At 72.7% G+C, this 25,526-nt stretch carries 29 protein-coding genes; 20 read left to right on the top strand and 9 right to left on the bottom strand.

Annotated features, from left to right (window positions below; genetic code table 11):
* Positions 1-11: 11 nt before the first annotated feature.
* From mshB to ACGFYU_RS26400, 7 genes are all read left to right on the top strand, one after another.
* Positions 12-905 carry an N-acetyl-1-D-myo-inositol-2-amino-2-deoxy-alpha-D-glucopyranoside deacetylase gene (gene mshB / locus ACGFYU_RS26430; RefSeq protein ID WP_393829798.1) on the top strand — a complete coding sequence of 298 codons (894 nt, stop codon included), beginning with the start codon at positions 12-14 and terminating at the stop codon, positions 903-905.
* On the top strand, positions 902-1,285 hold the full coding sequence (locus tag ACGFYU_RS26425; RefSeq protein ID WP_393829797.1) for a DUF6113 family protein: 384 nt from the start codon (positions 902-904) through the stop codon (positions 1,283-1,285). Before mshB ends, ACGFYU_RS26425 begins: the two co-directional genes overlap by 4 nt.
* A 308-nt stretch (positions 1,286-1,593) precedes the next feature.
* The gene (locus tag ACGFYU_RS26420) at positions 1,594-3,423 is read left to right on the top strand and encodes a hypothetical protein (RefSeq protein ID WP_393829796.1); all 1,830 of its coding nucleotides are present in this window, start codon (positions 1,594-1,596) and stop codon (positions 3,421-3,423) included.
* A gap of 125 nt (positions 3,424-3,548) precedes the next feature.
* On the top strand, positions 3,549-4,511 hold the full coding sequence (locus ACGFYU_RS26415) for an ABC transporter ATP-binding protein (protein WP_393829795.1): 963 nt from the start codon (positions 3,549-3,551) through the stop codon (positions 4,509-4,511).
* Positions 4,505-5,260 carry an ABC transporter permease gene (locus tag ACGFYU_RS26410; protein ID WP_393829794.1) on the top strand — a complete coding sequence of 252 codons (756 nt, stop codon included), beginning with the start codon at positions 4,505-4,507 and terminating at the stop codon, positions 5,258-5,260. Before ACGFYU_RS26415 ends, ACGFYU_RS26410 begins: the two co-directional genes overlap by 7 nt.
* A 4-nt stretch (positions 5,261-5,264) precedes the next feature.
* Positions 5,265-6,455: a sensor histidine kinase gene (locus tag ACGFYU_RS26405; RefSeq protein ID WP_393829793.1), complete on the top strand. Its 1,191-nt coding sequence runs from the start codon at positions 5,265-5,267 to the stop codon at positions 6,453-6,455.
* Complete coding sequence (locus ACGFYU_RS26400) at positions 6,452-7,072, top strand: DNA-binding response regulator (RefSeq protein ID WP_393829792.1); 621 nt, start codon at positions 6,452-6,454, stop codon at positions 7,070-7,072. Before ACGFYU_RS26405 ends, ACGFYU_RS26400 begins: the two co-directional genes overlap by 4 nt.
* Positions 7,073-7,381: 309 nt before the next feature.
* On the opposite strand, the gene ACGFYU_RS26395 is transcribed toward ACGFYU_RS26400, so the two are convergent.
* Entirely contained in the window at positions 7,382-8,173 is a 792-nt protein-coding gene (locus ACGFYU_RS26395; protein ID WP_393829791.1) for a transglutaminase-like domain-containing protein, read from the bottom strand.
* On the bottom strand, positions 8,170-9,156 hold the full coding sequence (locus ACGFYU_RS26390) for a GNAT family N-acetyltransferase (protein WP_393829790.1): 987 nt from the start codon (positions 9,154-9,156) through the stop codon (positions 8,170-8,172). The genes ACGFYU_RS26395 and ACGFYU_RS26390 overlap by 4 nt, the downstream gene beginning before the upstream one ends.
* 117 nt (positions 9,157-9,273) lie before the next feature.
* Here ACGFYU_RS26390 and fdxA point away from each other — a divergent pair, with 117 nt between their 5' ends.
* Both fdxA and dapC read left to right on the top strand, forming a co-directional pair.
* Positions 9,274-9,603 (top strand): ferredoxin, encoded by a 330-nt coding sequence (fdxA, locus tag ACGFYU_RS26385; RefSeq protein WP_030713714.1) that lies wholly within the window; start codon positions 9,274-9,276, stop codon positions 9,601-9,603.
* Positions 9,604-9,711: 108 nt separating this feature from the next.
* On the top strand, positions 9,712-10,806 hold the full coding sequence (dapC, locus tag ACGFYU_RS26380; protein ID WP_393829789.1) for a succinyldiaminopimelate transaminase: 1,095 nt from the start codon (positions 9,712-9,714) through the stop codon (positions 10,804-10,806).
* Positions 10,807-10,877: 71 nt separating this feature from the next.
* Here dapC and ACGFYU_RS26375 read toward each other — a convergent pair whose 3' ends face one another.
* Entirely contained in the window at positions 10,878-11,240 is a 363-nt protein-coding gene (locus ACGFYU_RS26375; protein WP_393829788.1) for an ATP-binding protein, read from the bottom strand.
* Between the two features lie 215 nt (positions 11,241-11,455).
* Complete coding sequence (locus ACGFYU_RS26370; RefSeq protein ID WP_393829787.1) at positions 11,456-12,430, bottom strand: hypothetical protein; 975 nt, start codon at positions 12,428-12,430, stop codon at positions 11,456-11,458.
* 86 nt (positions 12,431-12,516) lie between these two features.
* Here ACGFYU_RS26370 and dapE point away from each other — a divergent pair, with 86 nt between their 5' ends.
* Together dapE and ACGFYU_RS26360 are read left to right on the top strand one after the other, a co-directional pair.
* Positions 12,517-13,596: a succinyl-diaminopimelate desuccinylase gene (dapE, locus tag ACGFYU_RS26365; protein WP_393829786.1), complete on the top strand. Its 1,080-nt coding sequence runs from the start codon at positions 12,517-12,519 to the stop codon at positions 13,594-13,596.
* 64 nt (positions 13,597-13,660) lie between these two features.
* Positions 13,661-14,419: a TIGR00730 family Rossman fold protein gene (locus ACGFYU_RS26360; protein ID WP_393829785.1), complete on the top strand. Its 759-nt coding sequence runs from the start codon at positions 13,661-13,663 to the stop codon at positions 14,417-14,419.
* A gap of 203 nt (positions 14,420-14,622) precedes the next feature.
* Here the strand turns inward: ACGFYU_RS26360 and folP are convergent, their stop codons facing one another.
* Complete coding sequence (gene folP / locus ACGFYU_RS26355; protein WP_393829784.1) at positions 14,623-15,483, bottom strand: dihydropteroate synthase; 861 nt, start codon at positions 15,481-15,483, stop codon at positions 14,623-14,625.
* Between the two features lie 76 nt (positions 15,484-15,559).
* On the opposite strand from folP, the gene ACGFYU_RS26350 reads away from it, so the two are divergent.
* Positions 15,560-15,922 carry a DivIVA domain-containing protein gene (locus tag ACGFYU_RS26350; RefSeq protein WP_393829783.1) on the top strand — a complete coding sequence of 121 codons (363 nt, stop codon included), beginning with the start codon at positions 15,560-15,562 and terminating at the stop codon, positions 15,920-15,922.
* Positions 15,919-16,497: a DNA-3-methyladenine glycosylase I gene (locus ACGFYU_RS26345; RefSeq protein WP_393829782.1), complete on the top strand. Its 579-nt coding sequence runs from the start codon at positions 15,919-15,921 to the stop codon at positions 16,495-16,497. The genes ACGFYU_RS26350 and ACGFYU_RS26345 overlap by 4 nt, the downstream gene beginning before the upstream one ends.
* Positions 16,498-16,548: 51 nt before the next feature.
* Here the strand turns inward: ACGFYU_RS26345 and ACGFYU_RS26340 are convergent, their stop codons facing one another.
* Complete coding sequence (locus ACGFYU_RS26340; RefSeq protein WP_393829781.1) at positions 16,549-17,352, bottom strand: enoyl-CoA hydratase/isomerase family protein; 804 nt, start codon at positions 17,350-17,352, stop codon at positions 16,549-16,551.
* A 333-nt stretch (positions 17,353-17,685) separates the two neighbouring features.
* Here ACGFYU_RS26340 and ACGFYU_RS26335 point away from each other — a divergent pair, with 333 nt between their 5' ends.
* Both ACGFYU_RS26335 and ACGFYU_RS26330 read left to right on the top strand, forming a co-directional pair.
* Positions 17,686-17,853: a DUF3117 domain-containing protein gene (locus ACGFYU_RS26335; protein ID WP_003966491.1), complete on the top strand. Its 168-nt coding sequence runs from the start codon at positions 17,686-17,688 to the stop codon at positions 17,851-17,853.
* A gap of 107 nt (positions 17,854-17,960) precedes the next feature.
* The gene (locus ACGFYU_RS26330) at positions 17,961-18,578 is read left to right on the top strand and encodes a hypothetical protein (RefSeq protein WP_393829780.1); all 618 of its coding nucleotides are present in this window, start codon (positions 17,961-17,963) and stop codon (positions 18,576-18,578) included.
* A 4-nt stretch (positions 18,579-18,582) separates the two neighbouring features.
* Here ACGFYU_RS26330 and ACGFYU_RS26325 read toward each other — a convergent pair whose 3' ends face one another.
* Positions 18,583-19,245: an O-methyltransferase gene (locus tag ACGFYU_RS26325; protein ID WP_393829779.1), complete on the bottom strand. Its 663-nt coding sequence runs from the start codon at positions 19,243-19,245 to the stop codon at positions 18,583-18,585.
* Between the two features lie 178 nt (positions 19,246-19,423).
* Here ACGFYU_RS26325 and sigE point away from each other — a divergent pair, with 178 nt between their 5' ends.
* The 5 genes from sigE (at position 19,424) to ACGFYU_RS26300 (ending at position 23,648) form a co-directional block, all read left to right on the top strand.
* Positions 19,424-20,203: an RNA polymerase sigma factor SigE gene (gene sigE / locus ACGFYU_RS26320; protein WP_382647078.1), complete on the top strand. Its 780-nt coding sequence runs from the start codon at positions 19,424-19,426 to the stop codon at positions 20,201-20,203.
* A complete protein-coding gene (locus ACGFYU_RS26315) occupies positions 20,200-20,904 on the top strand; it encodes a zf-HC2 domain-containing protein (RefSeq protein WP_393829778.1) in 705 nt (234 codons plus the stop codon). The genes sigE and ACGFYU_RS26315 overlap by 4 nt, the downstream gene beginning before the upstream one ends.
* A gap of 54 nt (positions 20,905-20,958) precedes the next feature.
* Positions 20,959-22,293, top strand: a complete 1,335-nt coding sequence (locus ACGFYU_RS26310; protein WP_393829777.1) for a S1C family serine protease — start codon at positions 20,959-20,961, stop codon at positions 22,291-22,293.
* Between the two features lie 57 nt (positions 22,294-22,350).
* Positions 22,351-22,785: a sec-independent translocase gene (locus tag ACGFYU_RS26305; RefSeq protein WP_393829776.1), complete on the top strand. Its 435-nt coding sequence runs from the start codon at positions 22,351-22,353 to the stop codon at positions 22,783-22,785.
* 113 nt (positions 22,786-22,898) lie between these two features.
* Positions 22,899-23,648: a hypothetical protein gene (locus ACGFYU_RS26300; RefSeq protein ID WP_393829855.1), complete on the top strand. Its 750-nt coding sequence runs from the start codon at positions 22,899-22,901 to the stop codon at positions 23,646-23,648.
* 63 nt (positions 23,649-23,711) lie between these two features.
* Here ACGFYU_RS26300 and ACGFYU_RS26295 read toward each other — a convergent pair whose 3' ends face one another.
* Together ACGFYU_RS26295 and ACGFYU_RS26290 are read right to left on the bottom strand one after the other, a co-directional pair.
* The gene (locus tag ACGFYU_RS26295; protein ID WP_393829775.1) at positions 23,712-24,881 is read right to left on the bottom strand and encodes an Mrp/NBP35 family ATP-binding protein; all 1,170 of its coding nucleotides are present in this window, start codon (positions 24,879-24,881) and stop codon (positions 23,712-23,714) included.
* A gap of 42 nt (positions 24,882-24,923) precedes the next feature.
* Positions 24,924-25,523: a DUF1003 domain-containing protein gene (locus ACGFYU_RS26290; RefSeq protein ID WP_393829854.1), complete on the bottom strand. Its 600-nt coding sequence runs from the start codon at positions 25,521-25,523 to the stop codon at positions 24,924-24,926.
* Positions 25,524-25,526: the final 3 nt, after the last annotated feature.

Here is a 25,526-nt window from a genome sequence, read left to right as displayed (position 1 = left end):
AGGCTGCTCCCATGAACGGTCTTCCCGCCCGTCGTCTGCTCCTCGTGCACGCGCACCCGGACGACGAGTCGATCAACAACGGCGTCACCATGGCCAAGTACGCGGCCGAGGGCGCCCACGTCACCCTGGTGACCTGCACCCTCGGTGAGGAGGGGGAGGTCATCCCGCCCGGGCTCGCCCACCTGGCGGCCGACCGCGACGACGCGCTCGGCGCCCACCGCGTCGGCGAGCTCGCCGCCGCCATGGCCGAACTGGGCGTCACCGACCACCGGTTCCTCGGCGGCCCCGGCCGCTTCCGGGACTCCGGGATGATGGGCGCCCCGCAGAACGACCGCCCCGAGGCCTTCTGGTCCGCCGACGTGGACGAGGCCGCCTCCCACCTCGTCGAGGTGATCCGGGAGGTGCGCCCGCAGGTGCTCGTCACGTACGACCCGGACGGCGGATACGGCCACCCCGACCACATCCAGGCCCACCGCGTCGCCATGCGCGCCGCCGAACTGGCCGCGGAATCCGCCTACCGGCGCGACCTCGGCGAGCCGCACGCGATCGGGAAGATCTACTGGAACCGCGTGCCCGTCTCGGTGGTCGAGGAGGGCTTCGCCCGGCTCCGCGCGGCCGGCACCACACCCTTCCCGGGGCTGGCCTCGCCGAAGGACGTCCCCGGGGTCGTCGCCGACGAGCGGATCACCGCCGAGATCGACGCCCCCGAGGAGTTCGTCGCGGCGAAGGCGGCCGCCATGCGGGCCCACGCCACCCAGATCGCCGTGGACGGGCCCTTCTTCGCCCTCTCCAACGACCTGGCGCAGCCGCTGTTCGCCCGGGAGTACTACGAACTCGTCGAGGGCCGCCCGGGCGTACCGGCGGGCGAGCGCGAACACGACCTCTTCGCGGGGGTGGGCGCGTGACCACGGCGCTGACGCCGGGACGGATCGCAGGCTGCCTCGGCCTGCTGGTCGCGGGCGCGCTGACCGGTGCGGCCGGGTGGCTGGTGGTGGACCTGTGGTTCCCCGGCGGCCTGGTGCTCGGGCTGCTCGCCGTCCTCGGCCTGTTCCTCGGCGGGCGGATCGCCCTCGGGGTGGGGCTCGGGGTGGGCGGGGCGGCGGCCGGCTGGTTCCTCTCGTACGTGGTGCTCAGCCTTCCGCGCCCCGAGGGGGACTTCCTGCTCAGTTCGTCCGGAATCGGTATGTACGCATACCTTTTGGGGGGAACGGTCTTCGCTGTGATGTGCGCCACGGTGCGCGGGCCGCTGGACCGGCCGGTTTCGGCCGCCAGGCCTGCCAAGTGACGTGGTGTCGGACCCCGTCGGGGGACCGGCCCAGGGGGGCGCGCGGGGGGCTCGCGGGGCGCTCGCACCCCATCGGACGGGGGCAATGAGGAACCCCTGATTCCCGGGGGTCAGTTGCGTACGGGCGGCGGCCAGTATGGTGGACGGGCCGCCGAGCTGCCCGCGCACGGTATGACGGGCGGCGGAGCCAACCGGGAGAACCTGCCTTGAGTCGTGAAACTGACAGTTCGTCCTCCGGGCCCCAGGGGCGCGGTGGAACCGCGTACCCCCCGGGTACACCGCCGTACGGAACCGGCCAGGAGAACGCTGTGACCTCGAAGCCGTCTACGCCCGATGCCGACGGGCCCAAGACCGAGACCACCCTGACGACCCGGATCCGGATCAACATCCCGGGTTCGCGGCCGATCCCGCCGGTGGTCGTCCGCAAGGCCATGGGCACCAACTCCGACCCGTCGAGCGCCGAGCCCGAGGCCCGCCCGACGGCGCCGGAAGGACCCGGGCCGGAGCTCGCGCAGCGGCCGAAGCAGCCGCTGCCGACGCGGATCCAGGCCGAGGAAGAGCCCGCCCGCGAGCAGGGCGGCGGCCCGGCCGGGGGCGAGCAGCCGGCCAGCAACTGGTTCGCCCCGCGCAAGACGCCCACACCGCCGCCGGCGGCGTCCCCGGCTCCGGTTCCGCTTCCGGGCCAGGGGGCGGGCCCCGTCGGGCCTCCGGCCCCCGCACCGGGCACCCGGGTGGGCGCCCCGCAGCCGCCGGCCGGGCCGGACGCGGGCTTCCCGCCGCCCGTACGCACCCCCGCGCCGCCGGTCTCCGACTTCAGCCAGGGCTTCGCCCAGGCCGCCGCCCCCGCGGCCCCGCGCCCCGGCGTCCCCGGCGGCCCCGGTGTCGGGGCCACCCAGGGCTTCCCGGCCTACGGCCCCGGCCAGGACGACACCGGCCCCGTCACCGAGGCCTTCCCCGTCTACGGCACCCCGCCCGGCGGCACCCCGACCGGTCCCGCCGGCCCCACGGGCGGCCCCGGCTTCGGGACCGGCCCCCTCGGCGCGCCCCGCCCCGACGAGGCGCCGCGCTGGCCCGGACCCGAGGTGCCCGGCCCCGGACCGACCGGGGTGCGGCCCGCCGTGTCCGACCTCGACCGGCCCGAGCCCGCGGCCCCGCGCCCCGTGCCCGCGCAGCAGAAGGCCACCGCCAAGCCCGCCAAGAAGGGCCGCTCCAAGCTGGTCCTCCTCGGCGGCGGCATCGTGGCCCTCGTCGGCGTGGCCTACGGCGCGGGCCTGCTCCTCAACCACTCCGACGTCCCCAAGGGCACCACCGTGCTCGACGTCGACATCAGCGGCAGCCGCGACGAGGCCGTCGCCAAGCTCCAGACGGCCTTCGGAACCCGCGCCGCCGCCCCGCTCCAGCTCAGCGTCGGCGGCAAGCAGGTCGAGCTGAAGCCCGAGAAGGCCGGCCTGACCCTCGACACCCAGACCACCGTCCGCAACGCGGCGGGCAGCGACTACAACCCGATCACCGTCATCGGCTCCCTCCTGGGCAACGAGCGCACGGCCGACGCCGTGATGCCCGTCGACGAGGAGAAGCTCCAGGTCGCGCTCCAGGAGCTCGCCGGCACCGCGGGGACGGCCACCGAGGGCACGATCAAGTTCGACACGGGCAAGCCCGTGGCCGTCCCGGGCACCCCCGGCACCACCCTCGACGCCGACGCCTCCGTCGAGAAGGTCACCCGGGCCTTCCGCGACATGGTCGCCACCGGCAAGCCCGCCGTGGTCGAACTGCCGGTCACCACCAAGGCGCCGTCCATCGACGAGACCGAACTGAACCGGGCCATGAAGGAGTTCGCCGAGCCCGCGATGTCCGCCAACGCGGTCGTCAAGGTCGGCGGCAAGTCCATCGCCTTCGGCAGCAAGTCCCTGCCGAAGATCCTCAGCATGCAGGCGGTGGACGGCCACCTCGTCGAGAAGTTCGACCTGGAGGCCCTGAAGGAGACCTACGGGAACACCTTCGACGGGGTCACGATCACCCGCGGCACCGGCGCCAAGACCGCGGTCACCCCGCAGGACATCGCCGGAGCCCTCGGCAAGGCCCTGCGGGGCAAGACCACCGCCGACCGCACCGTGGTGATCGACACCAACGCGAGCTAGCCGCCGCCGCAGCCGCTGCGTGGGGAAACGCGCCCCGCGCAGCGGCTGCGGCATGACATCTGTCATCCGGCACCCACGACGCGCGACACTGCCGCGCAAGGCCCCGTACGGGGGAATCTGGGGCCATGACCACGACCGCGACAAGCCCCGCGCAGCCCGGCACCGGAACCGCACCCGGCACCCCCACCGCCCCGGTGGTCCGCTTCGAGAACGTGACCAAGAGCTACGGCACGGTCCGTGCGGTCGACGGCCTCTCCCTCACGCTCCACCCGGGCGAGACCGTCGCACTCCTCGGCCCCAACGGCGCCGGCAAGTCCTCCACCCTCGACCTCCTCCTCGGGCTGCGCCCCGCGGACTCCGGCTCCGTACGCCTCTTCGGCACCACCCCGCGCGAGGCCGTCGCCGGCGGCCGGGTCGGTGCGATGCTGCAGAGCGGCGGCCTCATGGAGGACGTGACCGTACGCGAACTCGTGGCGCTCGGCTGCTCCCTGCACCCCCGCCCCCTCCCGGTGGACGAGGTGCTGGCCCGCGCCGGAGTCGCCGAGATCGCCGGCCGCATGGTCAACAAGCTCTCCGGCGGCCAGGAGCAGCGCGTCCGCTTCGCCCTCGCCACCGCCGGACGGGGCGACCTGATCGTGCTCGACGAGCCGACCACCGGCATGGACGTGACCGCCCGCCAGGCCTTCTGGGCCACGATGCGCGAACACGCCGCCCAGGGCCGCACCGTGCTCTTCGCGACGCACTACCTGGAGGAGGCGGACGCGATCGCCGACCGGGTGCTGGTCCTCAACAGGGGCCGGCTCCTCGCCGACGGCACCGCCGCCGAGATCAAGGCCAAGGCCGGCGCCCGGAAGATCTCCTTCGACCTGGACGGCCAGGACGCCGTGGACGAGCAGATGCTCCGCGCCCTGCCCGCCCTCACCGCCTACGAGCGGCACGGCGCGACCGTACGGCTCCAGTCCGCCGACCCCGACGCGACCGTCCACGCCGTGTACGCGCTCGGGCTCTACCCCCGCAACCTTGAGGTCGCGGGCCTCGGCCTGGAACAGGCCTTCATCGCCCTCACCGAGGAGGCCTCGAAGTGCTGAACATTTCCTCTTTGGCCCTCATCAAGCTCGAAATCACCCGGGCCCTGCGCAACAAGAAGTACCTCTTCTTCACGATCCTCTACCCGGCCGCCCTCTTCCTGATGCTCGGCGGCACCCTCGACGGCACCACCAAGGTCATGGGCACCGAACTGACCATGCCCGCCTTCTACATGGTCGCCATGGCCTCCTTCGGCGCCCTGACCGCCGTCCTCATGGGCAACAGCGAACGCATCGCCAAGGAGCGCGAGAAGGGCTGGGTCCGCCAGCTGCGGCTGACCGCCCTCCCCGGCCGCGGCTACGTCCTGGCCAAGACCGCCAGCGCCGGAGTCCTCTCGCTCCCCTCCATCCTGGTCGTCTTCGCGGTGGCGGCCGCCGTGAAGGACGTACGGTTCGATGCCTGGCAGTGGCTCGCCCTCACCGGCGCGATCTGGGCCGGCAGCCTGGTCTTCGCCGCGCTCGGCGTGGCTATCGGATACCTGGCCAGCGGCGACAGCGTCCGCCCCATCACGATGCTGTTCTACTTCGGCCTGTCCATCCTCGGCGGCCTGTGGATGCCCACCGCGAACTTCCCGCAGTGGCTGCGGACCATCTGCGAGTGGCTGCCGACCCACGCCTACGCGGGCCTCGGCCAGGCCATCGAGCTGGGCGGCGCGCCGCACGTCAAGGACGTGGCGATCCTCGCCGTGTACTTCGTACTGTTCACCGGTGCCGCCGCCTGGCTGTACCGCAAGGACTCTCTGAAGGCATGAACCCGTGGCGCTGAAGCAGGAAGACGAGGACCGGGCGGACCGGGGCTTTCCCGAGATCGCCAAACGGCCGGAAAACCGCCGCCAGAAGGTGGTGAAGGCCTGCTGGATCAGCATCTGGCTCTTCTACCTGAGCGCACCCGTCACCGACCTGATCAGCGGCGGACACAGCCTCGGGGCCCGGCTGCTCGGCGGCCTGGGCCTCGCGGCCTTCGTCTCCTGGTACCTGGTGCTGGTCTTCCGCACCGTCCGGCAGATGGCCGTCCCCCGGGTCCTGGCCTCGGTCGCGGTGCTCTCCGCGCAGGCCACGATCCTGTCGCTGACCCTGGGCCGCGAATGGCTCGTGCTCTTCGTCTACGTGGCCATCTCCTCGGGGGCCGCGCTGCCCCCGGAGATCTCCCGCTGGACGGTGCCGGGCGCGACCGCGCTCATGACGGTCACGGCCCTGGCGGTCCCGGGCGGGGACGCCTACCTGGCGGGGCTGCTGATCCCGGCCCTGATGGGCGGCTTCGCGATGGTGGGCGTCGCCGCGCTGCTGCGGACCACCATCCAACTGCGCGAGGCCCGGGCCACGGTGGCGCAGCTCGCGGCCAACGAGGAACGGCTGCGGATGGCCCGGGACCTGCACGACCTGCTCGGCCACTCGCTGTCGCTGATCACACTGAAGAGCGAGCTGGCGGGCCGGATGCTGCCCGGGCAGCCGGAGGCCGCCGCCCAGCAGGTGGCGGACATCGAGCGGGTCAGCCGGCAGGCGCTGGTCGACGTACGGGAGGCGGTGAGCGGGTACCGGCGGCCCACCCTGCCCGGTGAACTCGCGGGCGCCAGGACCGCGCTGGCGGCGGCGGGCGTCGTGGCAGTCCTCCCGCCCGAGGCGGCGCACGAGCTCCCGGAGGAACTCTCGGAGGAGGCGGAATCGGCCCTGGCCTGGTCCCTGCGCGAGGCGGTCACGAACGTGGTCCGGCACAGCGGGGCGAAGCGGTGCACGGTCACGCTGACCGACCGGCAGACCCTGGCGGGCCGATTCGTGGAACTGACCGTGGCGGACGACGGGTGCGGTGCCCCGGCGGCGCCGCCCGGCAACGGCCTGACGGGCCTGACGGAACGCCTGGAGGCGGTCGGCGGCTCGCTGTCGGCGGGCCCGTCCGGCAAGACCGGCTTCCGGCTCGTCGCACGCATCCCCCTAGGATCGGACTCATGACGGCAGCAGCCCCCATCCGCATCCTCCTGGCGGAGGACCAGTCGATGGTCCGCGAGGCCCTCGCCGCGCTGCTCGGCCTGGAGCCGGACATCGAGGTGCTGGCGCAGGTCGCCCGCGGCGACGAGGTGGTGGCGGCGGCCCACGCGCACGACGTGAACGTCGCCCTGCTGGACATCGAGATGCCGGGCCTGACGGGCATCGAGGCGGCGGCGGCCCTCCGTGCGTCCCTCCCCTCGATCCGGATCGTCATCCTCACCACCTTCGGGCGCCCCGGCTACCTGCGCGGGGCGATGGAGGCGGGCGCCTCGGCCTTCCTGGTCAAGGACGCCCCGGCCGCGCAACTGGCGGCCGCGGTACGGAAGGTCCTGGCGGGGGAGCGGGTCATCGACCCCACGCTGGCGGCGGCGGCCCTCGCGGAGGGCGCGAACCCGCTGACCGACCGCGAACGGGAGGTCCTCCGGGCCGCGGAGTCCGGGGCCACGAACGCCGAGCTGGCGGCGCGGCTCCACCTCTCTCCGGGGACGGTCCGCAACTACCTCTCGACGGCGATCCAGAAGCTGGCGGCGCGCAACCGCGCCGAAGCGATTCGCGTGGCCCGCGACAAGGGCTGGCTCTAGCCCGGCTCCGCCGAGCCCTGGGGCTCCGCCCCGGCCCCCGCGCCTCAAACGCCGGCGCGGCTGGATTCGCCTCCGGCGGCGCCTCAAACGCCGGCGGGGCTGGTTGTGCCGGTGTGGCGCCGCTGCCGGGGCTCCGCCCCGTACCCCGCTCCTCAAACGCCGGAGGGGCTGGATTTGCCCTGCGGGCAATCCAGCCTCGCCAGGCGCATCGCGGCGCGCACTTCCCGGCCTACGCCGGCCACATCCAGCCCCGCCGGCGTTTGAGGCGCGGGGGCGGGCGGAGCCCGGGAGGGCCCGCGTAGCGGGGGGTCAGTTCAGCAGCGCACGCGCAGAGGCGGCCTCGGTGTGGATGCGGGATGCGGCGGCCGAGTCCACCGCGGCCACGACGGCCGCGTACGCGTCGAGTTCCGCCGCCCCCTCCCGGAAGGAGCCCCGCTCGACCAGCAGCCGCGCCCGCTCGTACCGCAACACCGCCGGATGCGACGGCAGCAGCAGCGACAGGTCCAGCGCCCACAGCGCCACCCCCGACTGCTCCGGGCGGGAGGAGGCCCAGGCGCGGATGTTGTTCAGGATCCGGAGGACGATGTCCAGGGTCCGGGCCGGGGTGCGCGGCGCCGCCGCCAGTTCCGCCGGCCCCGCTCCCAGGGACGCGCCGCCCGCGAACGGGTCCACGACCACGCCCTCCTCCGGGTCCCCGAAGCCCACCACGAAGTGCCCCGGCAGCCCCAGCCCGTACACCGGCGCCCCCGCCCGCCGGGCGACCTCCAGCCAGACGACGGACAGGAGGATCGGCAGGCCGCGACGGCGCCGCAGCACCTCGTGCAGGAGGGAGGAGGAGAGCTTGTCGTAGTCCGCCGGGGTGCCGTGGAAGCCGAGCCGACCGCCCAGCAGCTCCGTCACCGCCGAGGCCCAGGCCCGCCCGCCCCGCAGCCCGTACGGCAGCATCCCGGCGAGCCGGTCCAGCTCGATCTGCGCCCAGTCCACGACCCGCTCGTCCAGCTCCGGATCCGCCTCCATCGCCAGCAGCAGGCACAGCAGCGACAGGTCCGGCCGTTCCGAGCGGGCCTCCGCCGCGAACCGCTCCCGCGAGGACGGGCTCACCGCGCCGCCCGGTAGTGGTGGTAGGAGTGGTGCGTCGCGAAGCCCAGCGCGTCGTACAGGCCCCGCCCCTCCGCGTTGTCCGTCTCGACCTGCAGCCACGCGGCCGACGCGCCCTCCTCCAGCGCCCGCCGTGCCAGCGCGGCCATGACCGCCGTCGCCAGCCCCTCCCGCCGGTGCGCGGGATCGACGGTCACCGCCGCGAAACCGGCCCACCGCCCGTCCACCACGCACCGCCCGATCGCCCGGCCGCCGGCCAGCGACGCGAACCACACCGACGGCCCGGCCACCAGCATCCGCCGAGCCACGTCCGGGTCGGTGACCTTGCCGTAGCGCCCGAGCCAGTCCTCGTCCGGGGTACGGGTCAGACGTACGGCCCCGGCCGCGGGCGCGTCCACGTCGGCCACCGGCGCCAGCGCGCCGATCCGTACCTCCGCCGACACCTCGGCCGCCCAGCCGCGCCGCTCCAGCTCCGCGATCAGCAGTTCCTGGGTGCCGACCGCCCCCGTCGCCGCCTGCACGTACGCCGGAAGTCCTCGTTCCGCGTACCAGGAGGTCACTCGCGCGAGTGCATCGTCCAGCGGTATCCCGGGCTCGCCGAGCGGCAGCACCGAATTGGCCCGCCGGGTGAATCCGGCGGCCGCCCGCAGCGTCCACTCGCCCAGCGGCTCGCTCTCCAGCGGCTGCCAGGAGCGCGCCGCGACCCGCGCGAGCTCCTCGAAGGAGGCCGCGGGACCCCGCCGCCGGGCCGGCGCCGGGGGCACGACCTTGCCCGCTACCAGCGAGGATTCCGCGATGCGGACGGACTTGCCATTCTTTTGTGTGATCAGCAGCACACCCTCGGTCCAGGATGTGAGAACCCCTACGGTGTCCGTGAAGGAGGGCGCCCCGCTCTCCCCCTGCTCCACCCGTCGTACGGAGACTCGCTTACCCACGTCAGCTGGGGTAATACGGACCTCCAGCAGCCCACCGGCAGTGATTTCCACAGCTCTGTCCGCCCCTCCTGTTCGGATCGTGCCCGGGAACGGAGATACTAGGTGCGGGCATCGACGACGCCGCGCTCCCGCGCGATATGGAAAGCCCTACCGAGGAGGAACGAGAGCGTGACCTACGTCATCGCGGAGCCTTGTGTCGACGTCAAGGACAAGGCATGCATCGAAGAGTGCCCCGTCGACTGCATCTACGAGGGCCAGCGGTCCTTGTACATCCACCCGGACGAGTGCGTCGACTGTGGTGCTTGTGAGCCGGTCTGCCCGGTCGAGGCCATCTTCTACGAGGACGACACTCCGGAAGAGTGGAAGGACTACTACAAGGCGAACGTCGAGTTCTTCGACGAGCTCGGTTCGCCCGGTGGCGCTTCCAAGCTCGGCCTGATCGAGCGCGACCACCCCTTCATCGCTGCGCTGCCCGCCGGCATCAACGGCGAGCACTGACCTTTCAGGCAGAAGCGCCCCTCGGTCCCGTACGGCCTTCCCGCCGCACGGGACCGAGGCGTTTTCCGACCTGCTACCAGCCAGTACCCAGAGAGAGCAGAGACCACCGTGGCCGCAGTATCCGACCGTCTTCCCGCCTTCCCCTGGGACAAGCTGGAGCCGTACAAGAAGACGGCGGCGGCCCACGCGGACGGCATCGTCGACCTGTCGGTCGGCACGCCCGTGGACCCGGTGCCGCAGCTGATCCAGCGCGCCCTGGTCGAGGCCGCCGACTCCCCGGGCTACCCGACGGTGTGGGGCACGCCCGCCCTGCGCGACGCGATCACGGGCTGGCTGCGCGGCCGCCTCGGCGCGAGCGCCGCCGAGCACCGCAACGTCCTGCCGGTCGTCGGCTCCAAGGAGCTCGTGGCCTGGCTGCCGACCCAGCTGGGCCTGGGCGCCGGTGACAAGGTGGCCTACCCGCGGCTCGCCTACCCGACGTACGAGGTCGGCGCGCGGCTGTGCGGCGCCGAGCCCGTCGTCTACGACGACCCCACCGAGCTCGACCCGGCCGGCGTGAAGCTGCTGTGGCTCAACTCCCCGTCCAACCCCACCGGCAAGGTCATCCCGAAGGAAGACCTGATCCGGATCGTGGCCTGGGCCCGCGAGCACGGGATCCTGCTCTTCAGCGACGAGTGCTACCTGGAGCTGGGCTGGGAGGCCGAGCCCGTCTCCGTCCTCCACGACGACGTCTGCGGGGGTTCGTACGAGGGCATCGTCGCCGTCCACTCCCTCTCCAAGCGGTCCAACCTGGCCGGTTACCGGGCGGCCTTCATCGCCGGTGACGCCGACGTGCTCGGCGAGCTGCTGGAGATCCGCAAGCACGGCGGCATGATGACCCCCGCCCCGGTGCAGGCCGCCACGGTCGCCGCCCTCGGCGACGACGCGCACGTGGAGGAGCAGCGGGCCCGCTACGCCGCCCGCCGCACGGCGCTGCGCACCGCCCTGGAGGCGCACGGCTTCCGGGTCGAGCACAGCGAGGCCAGCCTCTACCTGTGGGTGACCCGCGACGAGCCCTGCTGGGACACCGTCGCCTACCTCGCGGGGCTGGGCATCCTGGTCGCGCCGGGAGACTTCTACGGCGAGGCGGGCGCGCGGTTCGTGCGCGTGGCCTTCACCGCCACCGACGAGCGGGTCGAGGCCGCCGTCAAGCGGCTCGGCTGACCGTCACCGTCCGGACAGCCCGAAGGGGCCGGGAGTTCGCACTCCCGGCCCCTTCGGGGTCTCTACGGTGATCAGCCGAGCGGCAGGCCACCCGGAAGGCCGCCGGTCAGACCGCCGGGCAGGCCGCCACCGGCCAGCGGCAGCTCGTTGACCGGCAGCTCGTTCACCGGCAGGTCGCTCACCGGCAGCTCCTGCGCGGCGGGCAGACCGCCCAGCAGGCCGCTCGCCTTGCCGGCCACGTCGGCGGCCGGAGCGGCCGCCGGAACGGCCTCGACGGCGCTGCTCGCGGTGTCCGCGGCCGTCGCGGCCGTGGCAGCCGCGGCGTCGGGGGCGTCCGCTGCGCTGGCCGCGCCGGCCGCACCGACCACGGGCGCTGCCCCGGCTGCGAGCAGCAGCGCGGCACGGGCGATCCGACGGGTCAGGGGGAGGGACATGATGCTCCTAAGCGGTAGCGGCTGAGTACGCCGTGTACAACCGCTCGTGGGGCGGGTGGAGTTGCGGACCCGGTAGGTAAAGGATGCGCAACGCATCTTTTAATCGGCTTCCGCGACAAGCGCATTGGATGCGCGCCCACCAGGCCTTCTGTCCGGCCCGGGACCCCTCGGCCCGCCACCGCGACCACCCCCGCAGGAGTGATCCCTCGTACGCGCTAGCGGGCGATGAAGATCCGGACCTCGTCCGGCCCCGAGTTGTGCGGGTCCCCGTCGCCGTCCTTGGCGCCGTTGCCGCCCTTGACCTGCCACTGGCCCCGCCCGCTGCCCGCGATCCAGGCCGACCTGTCGTAGGAGACCCGAGCGATGCCCAGCTCCTGCGACCGGGCCACCGCCCAGTGCGCCATCGCCCTGCCGCGGCGCGCCTCGCCCGCACCGCCGTCCCGCTTCAGCTGCAGGTTGACCTCGGTCTCCGTCGCCCGGTCCGAGCCCTTGTGCCCGGTCGCCGCGCCGTCCCGGCTGCCGGTCAGCGCGTCCTTCCCGAAGGCACGGGCCAGCTCCTCGCGCACCTTGTCCGGATTGCCCGGCTGCGGGGCCGGCCCGGAACAGGACAGCGTGGCCGGCGTACCGCCCTCGCCGAAGGCCGCCGTCAGCACCGTCGCGTCCGTCTCGTGTTTCGCGTACGCCTGCGGGAAGCCGCTGCGCTGCACCTTCTGCGCGGCCACCGTCAGCGGCAGCCGCGAGTACCCCGGCACGTCGACGAGGTGGTCGTAGAAGATCCCGGCCGAGTACACCGGGTCCCTGATCTGCTCCGGGGTCCCCCAGCCCTGCGAGGGCCGCTGCTGGAACAGGCCCAGCGAGTCCCGGTCGCCGTGGTCGAGGTTGCGCAGCGCCGACTCCTGCATCGCCGTCGCCAGCGCGATGGTCACCGCCCGGTCCGGCAGCCCCTTGGAGATGCCGACGGCGGCTATCGTCGCCGCGTTCGCCGCCTGCTCCGGGGTCATCTCGTACCTCTGCACCGTGCCGTCCGAGCCGGACGCGGTCGCGGTGGCCGTGCAGTACGGGGCGCCCGCCCCGCCGTTGGAGTACCGCTGCACGGCGAAATAACCGATCACCGCGATCAGGACGAGCAGACCGACCGCCGTACGGAACGGCCTGCGGCGACGGGGGCGTGGATCACGGGTCTCGGACACGCGGCCCACCGTACTTGAGGCATATGACGCGTCCACCGGCCGGACGCTCGAGGCTGCGCCCCATCCCGGGGCGTTAGGGTCGGTTCATGCCCGAATCCGAGCTGGACCTCACCCTGGACGCCGCCGAGCTGACCGCCCGGCTCGTCGACATTCCCTCCGTGAGCGGCGACGAGAAGGTACTCGCCGATCTCGTGGAAAGCGCGCTGCGTGCCCTGCCGCACCTCAGCGTGGACCGCTACGGCAACAACGTCGTCGCCCGCACGAACCTGGACCGGGCCGAGCGCGTGGTCCTCGCCGGCCACCTGGACACCGTGCCGATCGCGGACAACGTCCCCTCCCGCCTCGACGAGAACGACGTCCTGTGGGGCTGCGGCACGACCGACATGAAGTCCGGTGTCGCCGTCCAGCTGCGCATCGCGGCGACCGTGCCCGAGCCGAACCGGGACCTCACCTTCGTCTTCTACGACCAGGAGGAGGTCGCCGCCGACCTCAACGGTCTCGGCAAGGTCGCCGAGGCCCACCCCGACTGGCTGACCGGCGACTTCGCGGTGCTCCTGGAGCCCTCCAACGCCGAGGTCGAGGGCGGCTGCCAGGGCACCCTGCGCGTCCTGCTCCGCACGAAGGGCGAGCGCGCCCACTCCGCCCGCAGCTGGATGGGCGCCAACGCCATCCACGCCGCGAGCCCGATCCTGGCCAAGCTCGCCGCCTACGAGCCCCGCAAGCCGGTCATCGACGGCCTGGAGTACCACGAGGGCCTCAACGCCGTCCGCATCGAGGGCGGCGTCGCCAACAACGTCATCCCCGACGCGTGCACGGTGACGGTCAACTTCCGCTATGCCCCGGACCGCAGCGAGGCCGACGCCATCGCCCACGTCCGGGAGGTCTTCGCGGACTGCGACATCGCCGAGTTCGTGATCGACGACTCCTCCGGCGGCGCCCTCCCCGGCCTCTCCCACCCGGCGGCCGCGGCCTTCATGGAGGCGGTCGGCGGCCGCGCCATGCCCAAGTTCGGCTGGACGGACGTCTCCCGCTTCAGCGCCCTGGGCGTTCCGGCGGTCAACTACGGCCCGGGCGACGCCCTCCTGGCCCACAAGGTCGACGAACGCGTCGAGACGAAGGCGATCCTGCACTGCGAGGAACGACTCCGCGCCTGGCTGACCTCGTAAATTCCCCTTCACGTCACCTTCGTGCGCCTACCCTGATCCAACGATCAGCAGGAGGGAGCACATCATGGGCAACCCCGAAGACTCCGCCCGTCGCCGGCCCGAGGAGCAGCAGCTCGGGCCGGTGCTGAGGAGGCGGAGCCAGATCAAGGCGGGCAGTACGACCGACCAGCGGCTGCTGGATTCGGCCGGGCCCTCCGAGTGGGTGCACACCGATCCCTGGCGGGTCCTGCGCATCCAGTCGGAGTTCATCGAGGGCTTCGGGACGCTGGCCGAGCTGCCGCCCGCCATCAGCGTGTTCGGCTCCGCCCGGACCGCCGCGGGCACGCCCGAGTACGAGGCGGGCGTCCGGATCGGGAGCGCGCTCGTCGACGCCGGCTTCGCGGTGATCACCGGCGGCGGGCCCGGCGCGATGGAGGCGGCCAACAAGGGAGCCCGGGAGGCCAACGGGATCTCGGTCGGCCTCGGCATCGAGCTCCCCTTCGAGCAGGGGCTCAACCAGCACGTCGACCTCGGGCTGAACTTCCGGTACTTCTTCGTCCGCAAGACGATGTTCGTGAAGTACAGCCAGGGCTTCGTGGTCCTGCCGGGCGGTCTGGGCACGCTGGACGAGCTGTTCGAGGCGCTGACCCTGGTGCAGACCCAGAAGATCACCCGCTTCCCGATCGTGCTCTTCGGCACGGAGTACTGGAGCGGCCTGATCGACTGGCTGCGCAATACGGTGATCGCCCAGGGCAAGGCCTCGGAGAAGGACCTCTACCTCTTCCACGTCACGGACGACGTGGACGAGGCCATCGCCCTGGTGACGAAGGAAGTCGGCAAGTAGCCAGTCCGCGCCGGCCGGCGGCCGTCAGGCCGCCGACCGGGGTCAGGCCAGTCCGCGCCGGGCGACCGCCGGTGGGCGCAGGCCCTGGATCGAGCGGACCATGTCCCCTTCTTGACGCCGCCCTCGCGAGGTTCGGCGCCGGGGCGCCTCACCTGGCTTCGGGCGGCTGCGCCGGCCTCCGGCCGTCGGGGCGCGGTCCGGGGTCAGGCCAGTCCGCGCCGGGCGACCGCCGGTGGGCGCAGGCCCTGGATCGAGCGGACCATGTCGAGGATCTGGCGGGTTTCCGCGACCTCGTGGACGCGGTAGACCTGCGCGCCCAGCCAGGCCGAGACCGCCGTCGTGGCCAGGGTGCCCAGCAGGCGCTCCTTGACCGGCTTGTCGAGGGTCTCGCCGACGAAGTCCTTGTTGGACAGGGAGACCAGGACCGGCCAGCCCGTCGCCGTCATCTCGTCGAGGCGGCGCGTGGCTTCCAGCGAGTGCCGGGTGTTCTTGCCGAAGTCGTGGCCCGGGTCGATCATGATCGCGTCCCGGCGGACCCCGAGGGCCGCGGCCCGTTCCGCGAGGCCGACCGTCACGCGCAGGATGTCGGCCATGACGTCGTCGTACGCGATCCGGTGCGGGCGGGTACGCGGTTCCACACCACCCGCGTGGGTGCACACCAGGCCCACCCCGTGGCGGGCGGCCACCTCGGCGAGCTTCGGGTCCACCCCGCCCCACGCGTCGTTGAGGACGTCCGCCCCGGCCTCGCACACGGCCTCGCCGACCTCGTGCCGCCAGGTGTCCACGCTGATCACCACGTCCGGGTGACGGCGCCGCACCTCGGCCACGAAGCCGACCGTGCGCCGGGCCTCCTCGGCCGCGTCCACGTGCTCGCCCGGGCCCGCCTTGACCCCGCCGATGTCGATGATCGCGGCGCCCTCGGCGACCGCCTGCTCGACGCGGTCCAGCGCCGGCTCGTCGCGGAACGTCGCGCCCTGGTCGTAGAAGGAGTCCGGAGTCCGGTTCACGATGGCCATGATCACCGGCTCGTGGGTGTCGAACTCGCGCCTGCCCAGTCGCAGCATCCTGCTCTTTCCTCCTTCGGCGGCCCTTGCGCCTCCCTTGCGACCTTAACCTGGTGGCCGGAGTCTCTCAGGGGAGTTGATCGTGTTCTTCTTCTTGATGATCGCGCTGGTCGTGGTCGTGGCAGCGGTCACCCTGGCGGTGATCGGGGGCGGCTCGGAGGCCGTTCTGCCGGAAGCGGAGCCGGACCGGGTGGCCGACGGGCTGCCGGAGACCCGGCCCGTCACGCGGGCGGACGTCGACGCGCTGCGGTTGCCGGTCGCGCCGCGCGGCTACCGGATGGCCGAGGTGGACGACGTACTGGAGCGGCTGGCGGCGGAGCTGGCCGAGCGGGACGCGCGGATCGCGCAGCTCACCGCCGGAGCGGTGGCCGACGCCGTACCGGCCGACGCGGTACCGGCCGACGCCCACGTCGACCTCACCAAGCACGGTGAGCGATGAGCGGCACGGTGGCGGGAGCGGACGGGCGGCCGCGCTGCCCCTGGGCGCTGTCCACGGAGGACTACGTCGTCTACCACGACACGGAGTGGGGCCGCCCGGTCCACGGCGACGACGCGCTGTACGAGCGGCTGTGCCTGGAGGCCTTCCAGTCGGGGCTGTCCTGGCTGACGATCCTGCGGCGGCGGGAGGGATTCCGTAAGGCCTTCTCGGACTTCGGCATCGCGAAGGTCGCCGCCTTCGACGAGCGGGACGCGCAGCGGCTCCTCGCCGACGAGGGGATCATCCGCAACCGGGCCAAGATCGAGGCGACCCTGGCCAACGCGAAGGTCCTGGCCGGCTGGAAGCCGGGCGAGCTGGACGAGCTGATCTGGTCGCACGCGCCGGAGAAGCCGGCACCGGCACCGAGGGCCATCACCGAGATCCCGGCGATCACCCCGGAGTCCACCGCGCTGGCCAAGGCGCTGAAGAAGGCGGGCATCCGCTTCGTCGGCCCCACGACGGCCTACGCCCTGATGCAGGCCTGCGGGCTGGTCAACGACCACCTGGTCGGCTGCGTCGCGCGCGACCCCGCCTGATCCGGCGCGGCCGGGGCGCGGATCGCGCCCCGGCCGGACCGGCGGGTGCCGCTAGCGGCCCAGGTACTCCGGCGGCTGCTTGGCGAGGAAGGCCTGGACGGCGATGGAGTGGTCCTCGGAGGCTCCCGCGCGCGTCTGCAGGACGTCCTCGTGCTCCAGCGCCTCCGCGAGGGAGTGCGAGGCCCCGTAGGCCAGGGACTCCTTCAGCGCGGCGTACGCGACCGTGGGGCCCGAGGCCAGGGCGCGGGCCACGGCCTCGGCCTCGGCGTGCAGGGAGTCCGCGGGGACCAGGCGGTTGGCGATGCCGAGCTCGAAGGCCTCCTGGGCCTTGATCGAGCGCGGGAAGAGCAGCAGGTCGGAGGCGCGGGATGCGCCGATCAGGCGGGGGAGGGTCCACGAGACCCCGGAGTCGGCGGTCAGCGCCACCCCGGCGAACGAGGTGTTGAAGGAGGCGGTGTCGGCGACCACCCGGAAGTCGGCCGCCAGCGCGAACCCGAAGCCCGCCCCGGCCGCCACGCCGTTGACCCCGGCGACCACCGGCTTCCGCATCTCGGTGAGCGCCCGCACGATCGGGTTGTAGTGCTCGGAGACCGTGCTCATCGTGAGAGAGGAGCCGCTCTCGCGGTCGGCCGCCAGGTTCCCGATGTGCTCCTTGAGGTCCTGGCCCACGCAGAAGGCCCGGTTCCCGGCGGCGGTGAGCAGGACGGCCCGTACCGCGGGATCCGCTGCCGCCGCCTGGACCGCGTCGCGCAGGGCGACCTTGGCCTCGGTGTTCATGGCGTTCATCGCGTCGGGGCGGTTGATCGTGACGGTCGCGAGTCCGTCGGTCACTTCGTAGAGCACGCTGTCGGCCATGGCAGGGAGGTCCCCCTTCGTCGCGGGATGGCTACCGGCCGGTACCGGCCGGTGCAAGGGCCAGCATGGCGGACCGGGGCGCGCGCGGACATGTGATGTGCGTCAAAGAAAGCGGACGCCGTTCTTCGGGTGCGGCGGCGAAGTATCGCAGGCGGATCCCCGAAATGAGTGGTTTTGGCCGAGCGCGTTGCCCAAGCGTTCACTGCCGATGTTGGTCATCGGGTCCTGACATGCGGGATAATGGCCGGGAAGCAATGTGTTCGATGCCGGGTTCCAGGCGCCTGAATGGGGCCGTCGGCTGACGATGAGCTGGTTTCAGGAAGGGGAACGAGCATGGCGGCCATGAAGCCGCGGACGGGCGACGGCCCGCTCGAGGTCACCAAGGAGGGGCGGGGCATCGTCATGCGCGTACCGCTCGAGGGCGGCGGTCGGCTTGTCGTCGAGCTGACCCCCGACGAGGCGGACGCCCTGGGTGACGCCCTGAAGAAGGTCGTCGGCTAACAGCGTCGGCACCATCTGCACTACGCAGTTCGCATTCTCTGCGCTGCCCCGACCGCGACAAGCGGCCGGGGCAGCGTTGTGTCCGACGCCGTCTCCGGAGCAGTGACGTGACCTTCTCCCCGCCGGCGCCGCCCGCCTTCGCCGACTCCAGCCCCCGCCAGAAGGCCGCCCGGATCCTCTCCGACGCCCTGGCCCCGGCGAACCTGGTGGTCGCCCTGCTCCTGCTGATCGGCCGGCACGCCACGCGGTCGTGGCCCGGGCTCGGCTGGGGGCTGCTCGCCGCCCTGTTCTGCGGCGTGATACCGATCGGGATCATCGTGCTGGGGGTGCGCCGCGGGGCGCTGACCGACCAGCACATCCGTATACGGCGTCAGCGGCTCGTCCCGATGACGCTCAGCCTCGTCTCCGTCGCCGCCGGGATCACCCTGCTGCACGTCCTCGGCGCCCCGGGCGATGTCCTCGCGCTGATCGTGGCGATGCTGGTGGGCCTCGTGTCGTCCCTGCTGGTCACGATCGGCTGGCAGATATCCATCCACATGTCGGTGGCCGGCGGCACCGTGATGATCCTGCTCCTCGTCTTCGGGCCGCCCGTGCTCCCCGCGGCCCTGATCGCCGCCGCCATCGGCTGGTCCCGGCTGGTCCTCAAGGCGCACACGCGGGCCCAGCTCCTCGCCGGCACCGCCCTCGGCGGCACGGCGGCCCTCGCCTTCGCGCTGCTCCGGTGACGGCCTAACGCCGCACGGCGCACAACAGTCCGTCGCCCACCGGGAGCAGGGCCGCCTCCAGGGCAGGGCTCTCCCGGACGCTGCGCAGCAGCTCGCGGACGCGGAGCACCTCCACGGGCTGGGCCGAGGAGTCGACCGTACGGCCGTCGGAGAAGACCCCTTCGAAGCAGACGAGTCCGCCGGGGCGCAGCAGGCGCAACGATTCGGCGAGGTAGTCGAGGGACTCGGCCGGGTCCCCGTCGCAGAAGACGAGGTCGTACCCGCCGTCGGCGAGGCGGGGCAGTACGTCGAGTGCGCGGCCGGGGATGAAGCGGGCGCGGTTGCCCGCGAAGCCGGCGGCCCGGAACGCCTGGCGGGCGAAGGCCTGCCGGTCGGGCTCGGGATCCACGGTGGTCAGGACCCCGTCCGGGCGCATCCCGTGGAGCAGGTGGATGCCGGAAACGCCCGTTCCGGTGCCGATTTCGGCGACCGCCTTGGCGTCCGCGGTGGCGGCCAGCAGGCGCAGCGCGGCGCCGGTCCCGGGGGAGACGGAGCGCAGGCCCGCTTCCCTGGACCGGTCGCGGGCCCATCGCAGAGCGTCGTCCTCGGCGACAAACGCGTCGGCGAACGCCCAGCTCGTCTGCCGGTTGCCGGTAATGACCCTCTCCTGTCCCCATAGTTGGCGCAACGGTGACTGTATCCGTTGACGTCGGGAACCCGCAGATGGGACCGGGCGTTGTGAAGGGTGGAGAGGGGATCAGAAGGGACGGCGCCGGGCAGATCGACGGCAAGGGCCCTTCCGGGACCGAAGATCCATGCAAAGTTACTGCAAAAATGCTTATCCGGAGCTGACGGAGGGGGTGGCTATGGTAGGGACTCCACTGGACACCACCAGAGCCGACAGGGGAGGTGCGGCTGCGCCTGTGGATCGTGGAGGCGTGTTGAGACGCCTCTTCTGGTCGGCGGGTGAGCCGAAATCCGTGACCTACATTGCTGACCGCTTCCACACCGCCGACACCGCAACCACCGCGACCTTTGCCGCCGATGCGGGCTCGCAGGCGTGGACCCCTCCCTCATGGGAGGAGATCGTCAGCACGCACAGCGCGCGGGTCTACCGCCTTGCCTACCGTCTGACGGGTAACCAGCACGATGCCGAGGACCTGACCCAAGAGGTCTTCGTCCGCGTCTTCCGCTCGCTGTCCACGTACACGCCCGGCACGTTCGAGGGCTGGCTCCACCGCATCACCACGAACCTGTTCCTGGACATGGTCCGCCGCAAGCAGCGGATCCGCTTCGACGCGCTCGGCGACGACGCGGCCGAGCGGCTGCCGAGCCGCGAGCCGTCCCCGCAGCAGGTGCTGCACGACACGCACTTCGACGCGGACGTGCAGCAGGCGCTGGACACCCTGGCCCCCGAGTTCCGCGCGGCCGTGGTGCTGTGCGACATCGAGGGCCTGTCGTACGAGGAGATCGCCGCGACGCTCGGCGTGAAGCTCGGCACCGTGCGCAGCCGTATCCACCGGGGCCGTTCACACCTGCGCAAGGCGCTGAAGCACCGGTCGCCCGAGGCCCGTGCGGAGCAGCGCGCGCTGGCCGGGGTGGCGGTGGGCGCGCCGGGCGCCGGGGGAGAGGGCGGAGCCGAGTGAGCGGAGTCAGTCCGTCCCCCGCCGAACAGCACCTGGGCGACCGTCTCGCCGCCCTCGTCGACGGCGAGCTCGATCACGACGCGCGCGAGCGGGTCCTGGCCCACCTGGCCACCTGCGCCAAGTGCAAGGCCGAGGCCGATGCCCAGCGCCGCCTGAAGACCATGTTCGTGGAGAGCGCGCCGCCGCCGCTGTCCGAGGGGCTGCTGGCACGGTTGCAGGGGCTGCCGGGCGGTGGCCTCGACGGACCTTCCGGTCCCGCGGGTCCCGCAGGACCGCGGGGGCAGCAGGGTCCCGTCGGCGCCGACCCCTTCGCCTCGTTCGCGTACGGGCTGCAGGCCCCCCGGCCGCGTCACGACGGCTTCCGGATCCACGAGGTCGGCCGTCCGCGGCGCCGCCTCGCCTTCGTCGCGGCGGGAGCCGTATCGCTGGCCGCGCTCGCGCTGGGCGGTTCGCTGCCGCTGGAGACCGTCGAGCCGAACGCGCGAGGGGAATCCCCCGCGCCCGCCTCCCGGCCCGGACCGGCCGTGTCCGTGGCCGACGCGTCCGTCCACGGCCGGCTGCCCGTGCCCGCCGAGTTCATCCGCGACCGCGTCCCCACCCCCGCGGCCGTTCCGACCGTCCTGACCACCGCCGCGACCCCGCTCCCGCCGCTCCACCCCTCCCCCCCGAGCTCGGCCCGCCCGGTCTCCCTGCTGCGCTGACACGGGACCTGGTTGAATCTTCGGCACATGCGCACGAATACGCGGGGAGCGCCCATGGCCGACAGGCAGCAGACCGATCCGGCGCCGCAGTGGTGGAGCCGGCCCGAGGGCACGGCGGACGCCCGCGGCGAAGGGGTGCCCGCCCCGCGGCCCGAAAGCGGCCCCGACAGCGGGGCCCAGGGGGAGCACGGGCAGCACCCGGAGCCCGGCCCCCGCGAGGTGCGGTACGACCCGTGGGGCGCCCAGCCGTTGCAGGTCGTGGACCGCGGCCGGCCCGCGCGCGGATTCCGGTTGTGGCAGGTGGCGGCCTTCGGCCTGGGTACGGCCCTGCTCGCCGGAGGGATCGGCGGGTACCTCGGCGTGCTCGCCGAGCGGGGGAGCAGCACCCGGCTGGAGCTGCCCCAGGCCGCGGCCGCGGCGGACAAGGGCCGCGCGCCCGAGAGCGTGGCCGGCATCGCCGCGACCGCGCTGCCCGGGGTGGTCACCCTCCACGTACGGGGCGAGAAGAGCAGCGGGACCGGCACCGGCTTCGTGCTCGACCCGCAGGGGCACATCCTGACCAACAACCACGTGGTCGCCGACGCCAAGGAGATAGCGGTCACCTTCAGCACCGGCGAAAGCGTCACCGCCGAGCTGGTGGGCCGCGATTCCGGATACGACCTGGCCGTGGTCAAGGTCAGCGGGGTCCGGGGGCTCCAGCCGCTCAGCCTCGGCAACTCCGAGAACGTACGGGTCGGCGACCCGGTGGTGGCCATCGGCGCGCCGTTCGACCTCTCCAACACCGTCACCGCCGGCATCATCAGCGCCACCGGCAGGCCCGTCACCGCGGGCGGCGACAAGGGCGACGGCAGCGACATCAGCTACGTCGACGCCCTCCAGACCGACGCCCCGATCAACCCCGGGAACTCCGGCGGCCCCCTCCTCGACGCCAAGGCCCACGTGGTCGGCATCAACAGCGCGATCCGCGGCGCCGACAAGGGCGGCGACGGCGACGACGGCGTCCGCCAGGGCGGCTCCATCGGCCTCGGCTTCGCCATCCCGATCAACCAGGGCAAGCGCGTCGCCGAGGAACTGATCCGCACCGGCCGCGCCACGCACCCCGTCATCGGGGTCACCCTCGACATGCAGTACACCGGCGACGGAGCCCGGGTCGGGGACAAGGGCGAGGACGGCAAGCCGGCGGTCGTCGCCGACGGGCCGGGCGCCCGCGGCGGGATCAAGGCCGGTGATGTGATCACCAAGGTGGACGGCGTACGCGTGCACGGCGGCGACGAGCTGATCATCAAGATCAGGGCCCACCGGCCGGGTGATCCACTGACCCTCACGGTGCTGCGCGAGGGCCGCGAGCGCACGCTGCAAGTGGTGCTCGGATCGGCGAACGGCTCGTAAGAGCACTGGGGTACCGTGTGTTCGGGCCCGCAGTGAAGAGAGCCGAGGAGCGGCAAGGTGTTCAACGACATAGGCGCACTCGAACTGGTCACGATCGTGGTGCTCGCCATTCTCGTCTTCGGGCCGGACAAGCTGCCCAAGGTGATCCAGGACGTCACGGGGGTCATCCGCAAGATCCGCGCGTTCTCGGACAGCGCGAAGGCGGACATCCGCTCCGAACTCGGCCCGGAATTCAAGGACTTCGAATTCGAGGACCTGAATCCGAAGACCTTCATCCGCAAGCAGCTGACCGAGAACGAGGACCTCAAGGAGATCCGCAGCAGCTTCGACCTCCGCAAGGAGCTGAACGACGTCACCGACGCCGTCAACAGCAAGGACACGCAGTCCGCCCCGGTCGCCACGCCCGCCGACACCACCGGTCCCGACCTGCTGAAGAAGCCCGCCGCACCCGCCTCCGAACAGCGCGCCCGCTTCGACGCCGACGCCACCTGACGCGCGACCTGCCCGGCGATCCGGGGTCGGGTGGCTATCCTCCATGAGTCCGGATTCAGGACGCCCGTGGGGGGCGGGCCGTGCCGGACCCCACGGAACGAGAGGCCGCGCACATGGAGACGACGAGCAGTAGCCGGGTCGGGGCGCAGACCGCCGAGGCACCCGCCCCGGCCGCCGAAGGACCCGAGCAGGACGCGCAGACCACGCCCCCGCGGACGTCCGCGTCCGAGCCCGCGCAGCCGCAGGAGGCCGGTGCCCCCGTCCCGGCGGGCCGCCGGACGGCCCAGGGGTTCCTGGCGGCCGACTTCCCCTGGTACGGGCTGGACGGGGCCTTCACGGGCCCCCGCTGGCTCATGCAGGTGGGCACCGCCGCCGACGGAACCGTGGAGCACGGCTCCACCGGCCACGGCGACGAACCGTCCGCCCGGGGCGAGATCGCCACCGGCGAGAAGGAGCGCTTCGCGGTGGTCATCACCGTGGCGGACAACCCGCTGCGCCGCAGCGGCGACGGCACCGGCACCCTGGAGGCCACGTCGGTCTCCTCGGCCGCCTGGCTGGCCGGCTCCGGGCTGCTGGCCTACAGCTGGCCCGGCCAGATGGACCACTCCCTGCGCAGCGACTGGCTCGACCAGCAGACCGAGGCCGCGTGGGAGCTCGCCGACGATCTGGCGGGGCCGGACTGGTCGACGCTGTCGCTGCCGGTGGACGGGGAGCCGACGCCGTTTCACTACCGTGAGTCGGAGTTCGGGTGGGTGCTCGCCGGTTCCACCGGGAACGGGGTGCACCTGGGTGCCTATGGGCGGGGGATGAGTGCGTACGGGCTCGGGTTCTCGGTGATCGGGGACCTCGGGGCGTACGAGTAGCCGCACAGCAGCGAGTAGCCGCACAGCAGAAGGGCACCGCCGGCCGGCGGTGCCCTCCGGACGTCAGAACTTGTTCTTCGGGGTGATGCCCAGGGACATGCCCGAGAGGCCGCGGGCGCGGCCGCCGAGCTTGCCCGCGATGGCGCGCAGGGCCGCGCCGGCCGGGGAGTCCGGGTCGGCCAGGACGACGGGCTTGCCCTCGTCGCCGCCCTCGCGCAGCCGGACGTCGATCGGGATCGAACCCAGCACGGGCACCGTCGCGCCGACCGTCTTGGTCAGGCCGTCGGCGACCTTCTGGCCGCCACCCGAGCCGAAGACGTCCACCATCTCGTCGCAGTGCGGGCACGGCAGGCCCGACATGTTCTCGACGACGCCGACGATCTTCTGGTGGGTCTGCACGGCGATCGAACCGGCTCGCTCGGCCACCTCGGCGGCAGCCTGCTGCGGGGTGGTGACGACCAGGATCTCCGCGTTCGGCACCAGCTGGGCCACCGAGATCGCGATGTCGCCGGTGCCCGGCGGCAGGTCCAGCAGCAGCACGTCCAGGTCGCCCCAGAACACGTCCGCCAGGAACTGCTGGAGCGCGCGGTGCAGCATCGGGCCGCGCCACACCACCGGCGCGTTGCCCGGGGTGAACATGCCGATGGAGATGACCTTCACGCCGTTCGCCGACGGCGGCATGATCATGTTCTCGACCTGCGTGGGACGGCCGTCGACACCGAGCATGCGCGGCACGCTGTGACCGTAGATGTCCGCGTCGACCACGCCGACCTTCAGGCCGTCGGCCGCCATCGCCGCGGCCAGGTTGACCGTGACCGAGGACTTGCCGACGCCGCCCTTGCCGGAGGCGACCGCGTACACGCGGGTCAGCGAGCCCGGCTTGGCGAAGGGCACCTCGCGCTCGGCGGTGCCGCCGCGCAGCGAGGCGGCCAGCTCCTTGCGCTGCTCGTCGCTCATCACGTCCAGGGAGACGGCGACGGAGGTGACGCCCGCGACGCGCTCGACGGCCTCGGTGACGTTCTTGGTGATGGTCTCGCGCATGGGACAGCCCGACACGGTCAGGTAGACGGTGACGGCGACCGCGCCGCCGTCGCCGATCTCCACCGATTTCACCATGCCGAGCTCGGTGATCGGCCGGTGGATCTCGGGGTCGTTCACGGTCGCCAGCGCGTCCAGGATCGCGTCCTGCTCAGGCACGGCGGCGGCGTCCGCGGAGCTTGTGTCGATAGCCATGCCCCGATGGTACGGCTCGGTAGCCTGGCTCAGGTAAGCCCGTCAGCGGTCGCCTTCGTCACTCTCGAGCGGGAATAGGCGCCGCTCGTCCATCTCCTTGATCAGGTCCTGGAACTCGGACCTGATCCAGTCGCGCGTGGCGACCTCGCCCAGGCCCATCCGCAGGGCCGCGATCTCCCGCGTCAGATATTCGGTGTCGGCGATGGAACGCTCGTTCTGCTTGCGGTCCTGCTCCAGGTTGACCCGGTCGCGGTCGTCCTGCCGGTTCTGCGCGAGCAGGATCAGCGGAGCGGCGTACGAGGCCTGCAGCGACAGCATCAGCGTGAGGAAGATGAACGGGTACTCGTCGAACCGCAGGTCGTCCGGCGCGAAGATGTTCCACAGCACCCAGACGATGATGACCAGCGTCATCCAGACGATGAACCGGCCCGTCCCCAGGAACCGCGCCACCCGCTCCGACAGCCGCCCGAAGGCCTCCGGGTCGTACTCGGGCAGCAGCCGGGGCCGTGCGGCGCGCGGCAGGTCCAGCCGGACCCGCGAGCGCGTCAGCGCGCTCGAACCGGTCGAGACGGTCGCCTTCGCCCCCTCGGCCCGCTCGGCGCGTTCCGCCCGCTCACGGACCCGTTCCGCGGCGTCCTCCAGCCG

Origin of the sequence: Streptomyces sp. NPDC048337 (assembly GCF_043201175.1) — a bacterium.
GTDB lineage: Bacteria > Actinomycetota > Actinomycetes > Streptomycetales > Streptomycetaceae > Streptomyces.
Note: the sequence above shows the minus strand (reverse complement) of the source record. Positions and strands in the feature narration are given on the sequence as shown.

Coding starts and splice junctions, on each gene's coding strand:
- mshB (WP_393829798.1), top strand. CDS start 12: ATGAACGGTCTTCCCGCCCGTCGTCTGCTCCTCGTGCACGCGCACCCG.
- ACGFYU_RS26415 (WP_393829795.1), top strand. CDS start 3,549: ATGACCACGACCGCGACAAGCCCCGCGCAGCCCGGCACCGGAACCGCA.
- ACGFYU_RS26400 (WP_393829792.1), top strand. CDS start 6,452: ATGACGGCAGCAGCCCCCATCCGCATCCTCCTGGCGGAGGACCAGTCG.
- ACGFYU_RS26375 (WP_393829788.1), bottom strand. CDS start 11,240: ATGTCCCTCCCCCTGACCCGTCGGATCGCCCGTGCCGCGCTGCTGCTC.
- dapE (WP_393829786.1), top strand. CDS start 12,517: ATGCCCGAATCCGAGCTGGACCTCACCCTGGACGCCGCCGAGCTGACC.
- ACGFYU_RS26360 (WP_393829785.1), top strand. CDS start 13,661: ATGGGCAACCCCGAAGACTCCGCCCGTCGCCGGCCCGAGGAGCAGCAG.
- folP (WP_393829784.1), bottom strand. CDS start 15,483: ATGCTGCGACTGGGCAGGCGCGAGTTCGACACCCACGAGCCGGTGATC.
- ACGFYU_RS26345 (WP_393829782.1), top strand. CDS start 15,919: ATGAGCGGCACGGTGGCGGGAGCGGACGGGCGGCCGCGCTGCCCCTGG.
- ACGFYU_RS26340 (WP_393829781.1), bottom strand. CDS start 17,352: ATGGCCGACAGCGTGCTCTACGAAGTGACCGACGGACTCGCGACCGTC.
- ACGFYU_RS26335 (WP_003966491.1), top strand. CDS start 17,686: ATGGCGGCCATGAAGCCGCGGACGGGCGACGGCCCGCTCGAGGTCACC.
- sigE (WP_382647078.1), top strand. CDS start 19,424: ATGGTAGGGACTCCACTGGACACCACCAGAGCCGACAGGGGAGGTGCG.
- ACGFYU_RS26310 (WP_393829777.1), top strand. CDS start 20,959: ATGGCCGACAGGCAGCAGACCGATCCGGCGCCGCAGTGGTGGAGCCGG.
- ACGFYU_RS26300 (WP_393829855.1), top strand. CDS start 22,899: ATGGAGACGACGAGCAGTAGCCGGGTCGGGGCGCAGACCGCCGAGGCA.
- ACGFYU_RS26295 (WP_393829775.1), bottom strand. CDS start 24,881: ATGGCTATCGACACAAGCTCCGCGGACGCCGCCGCCGTGCCTGAGCAG.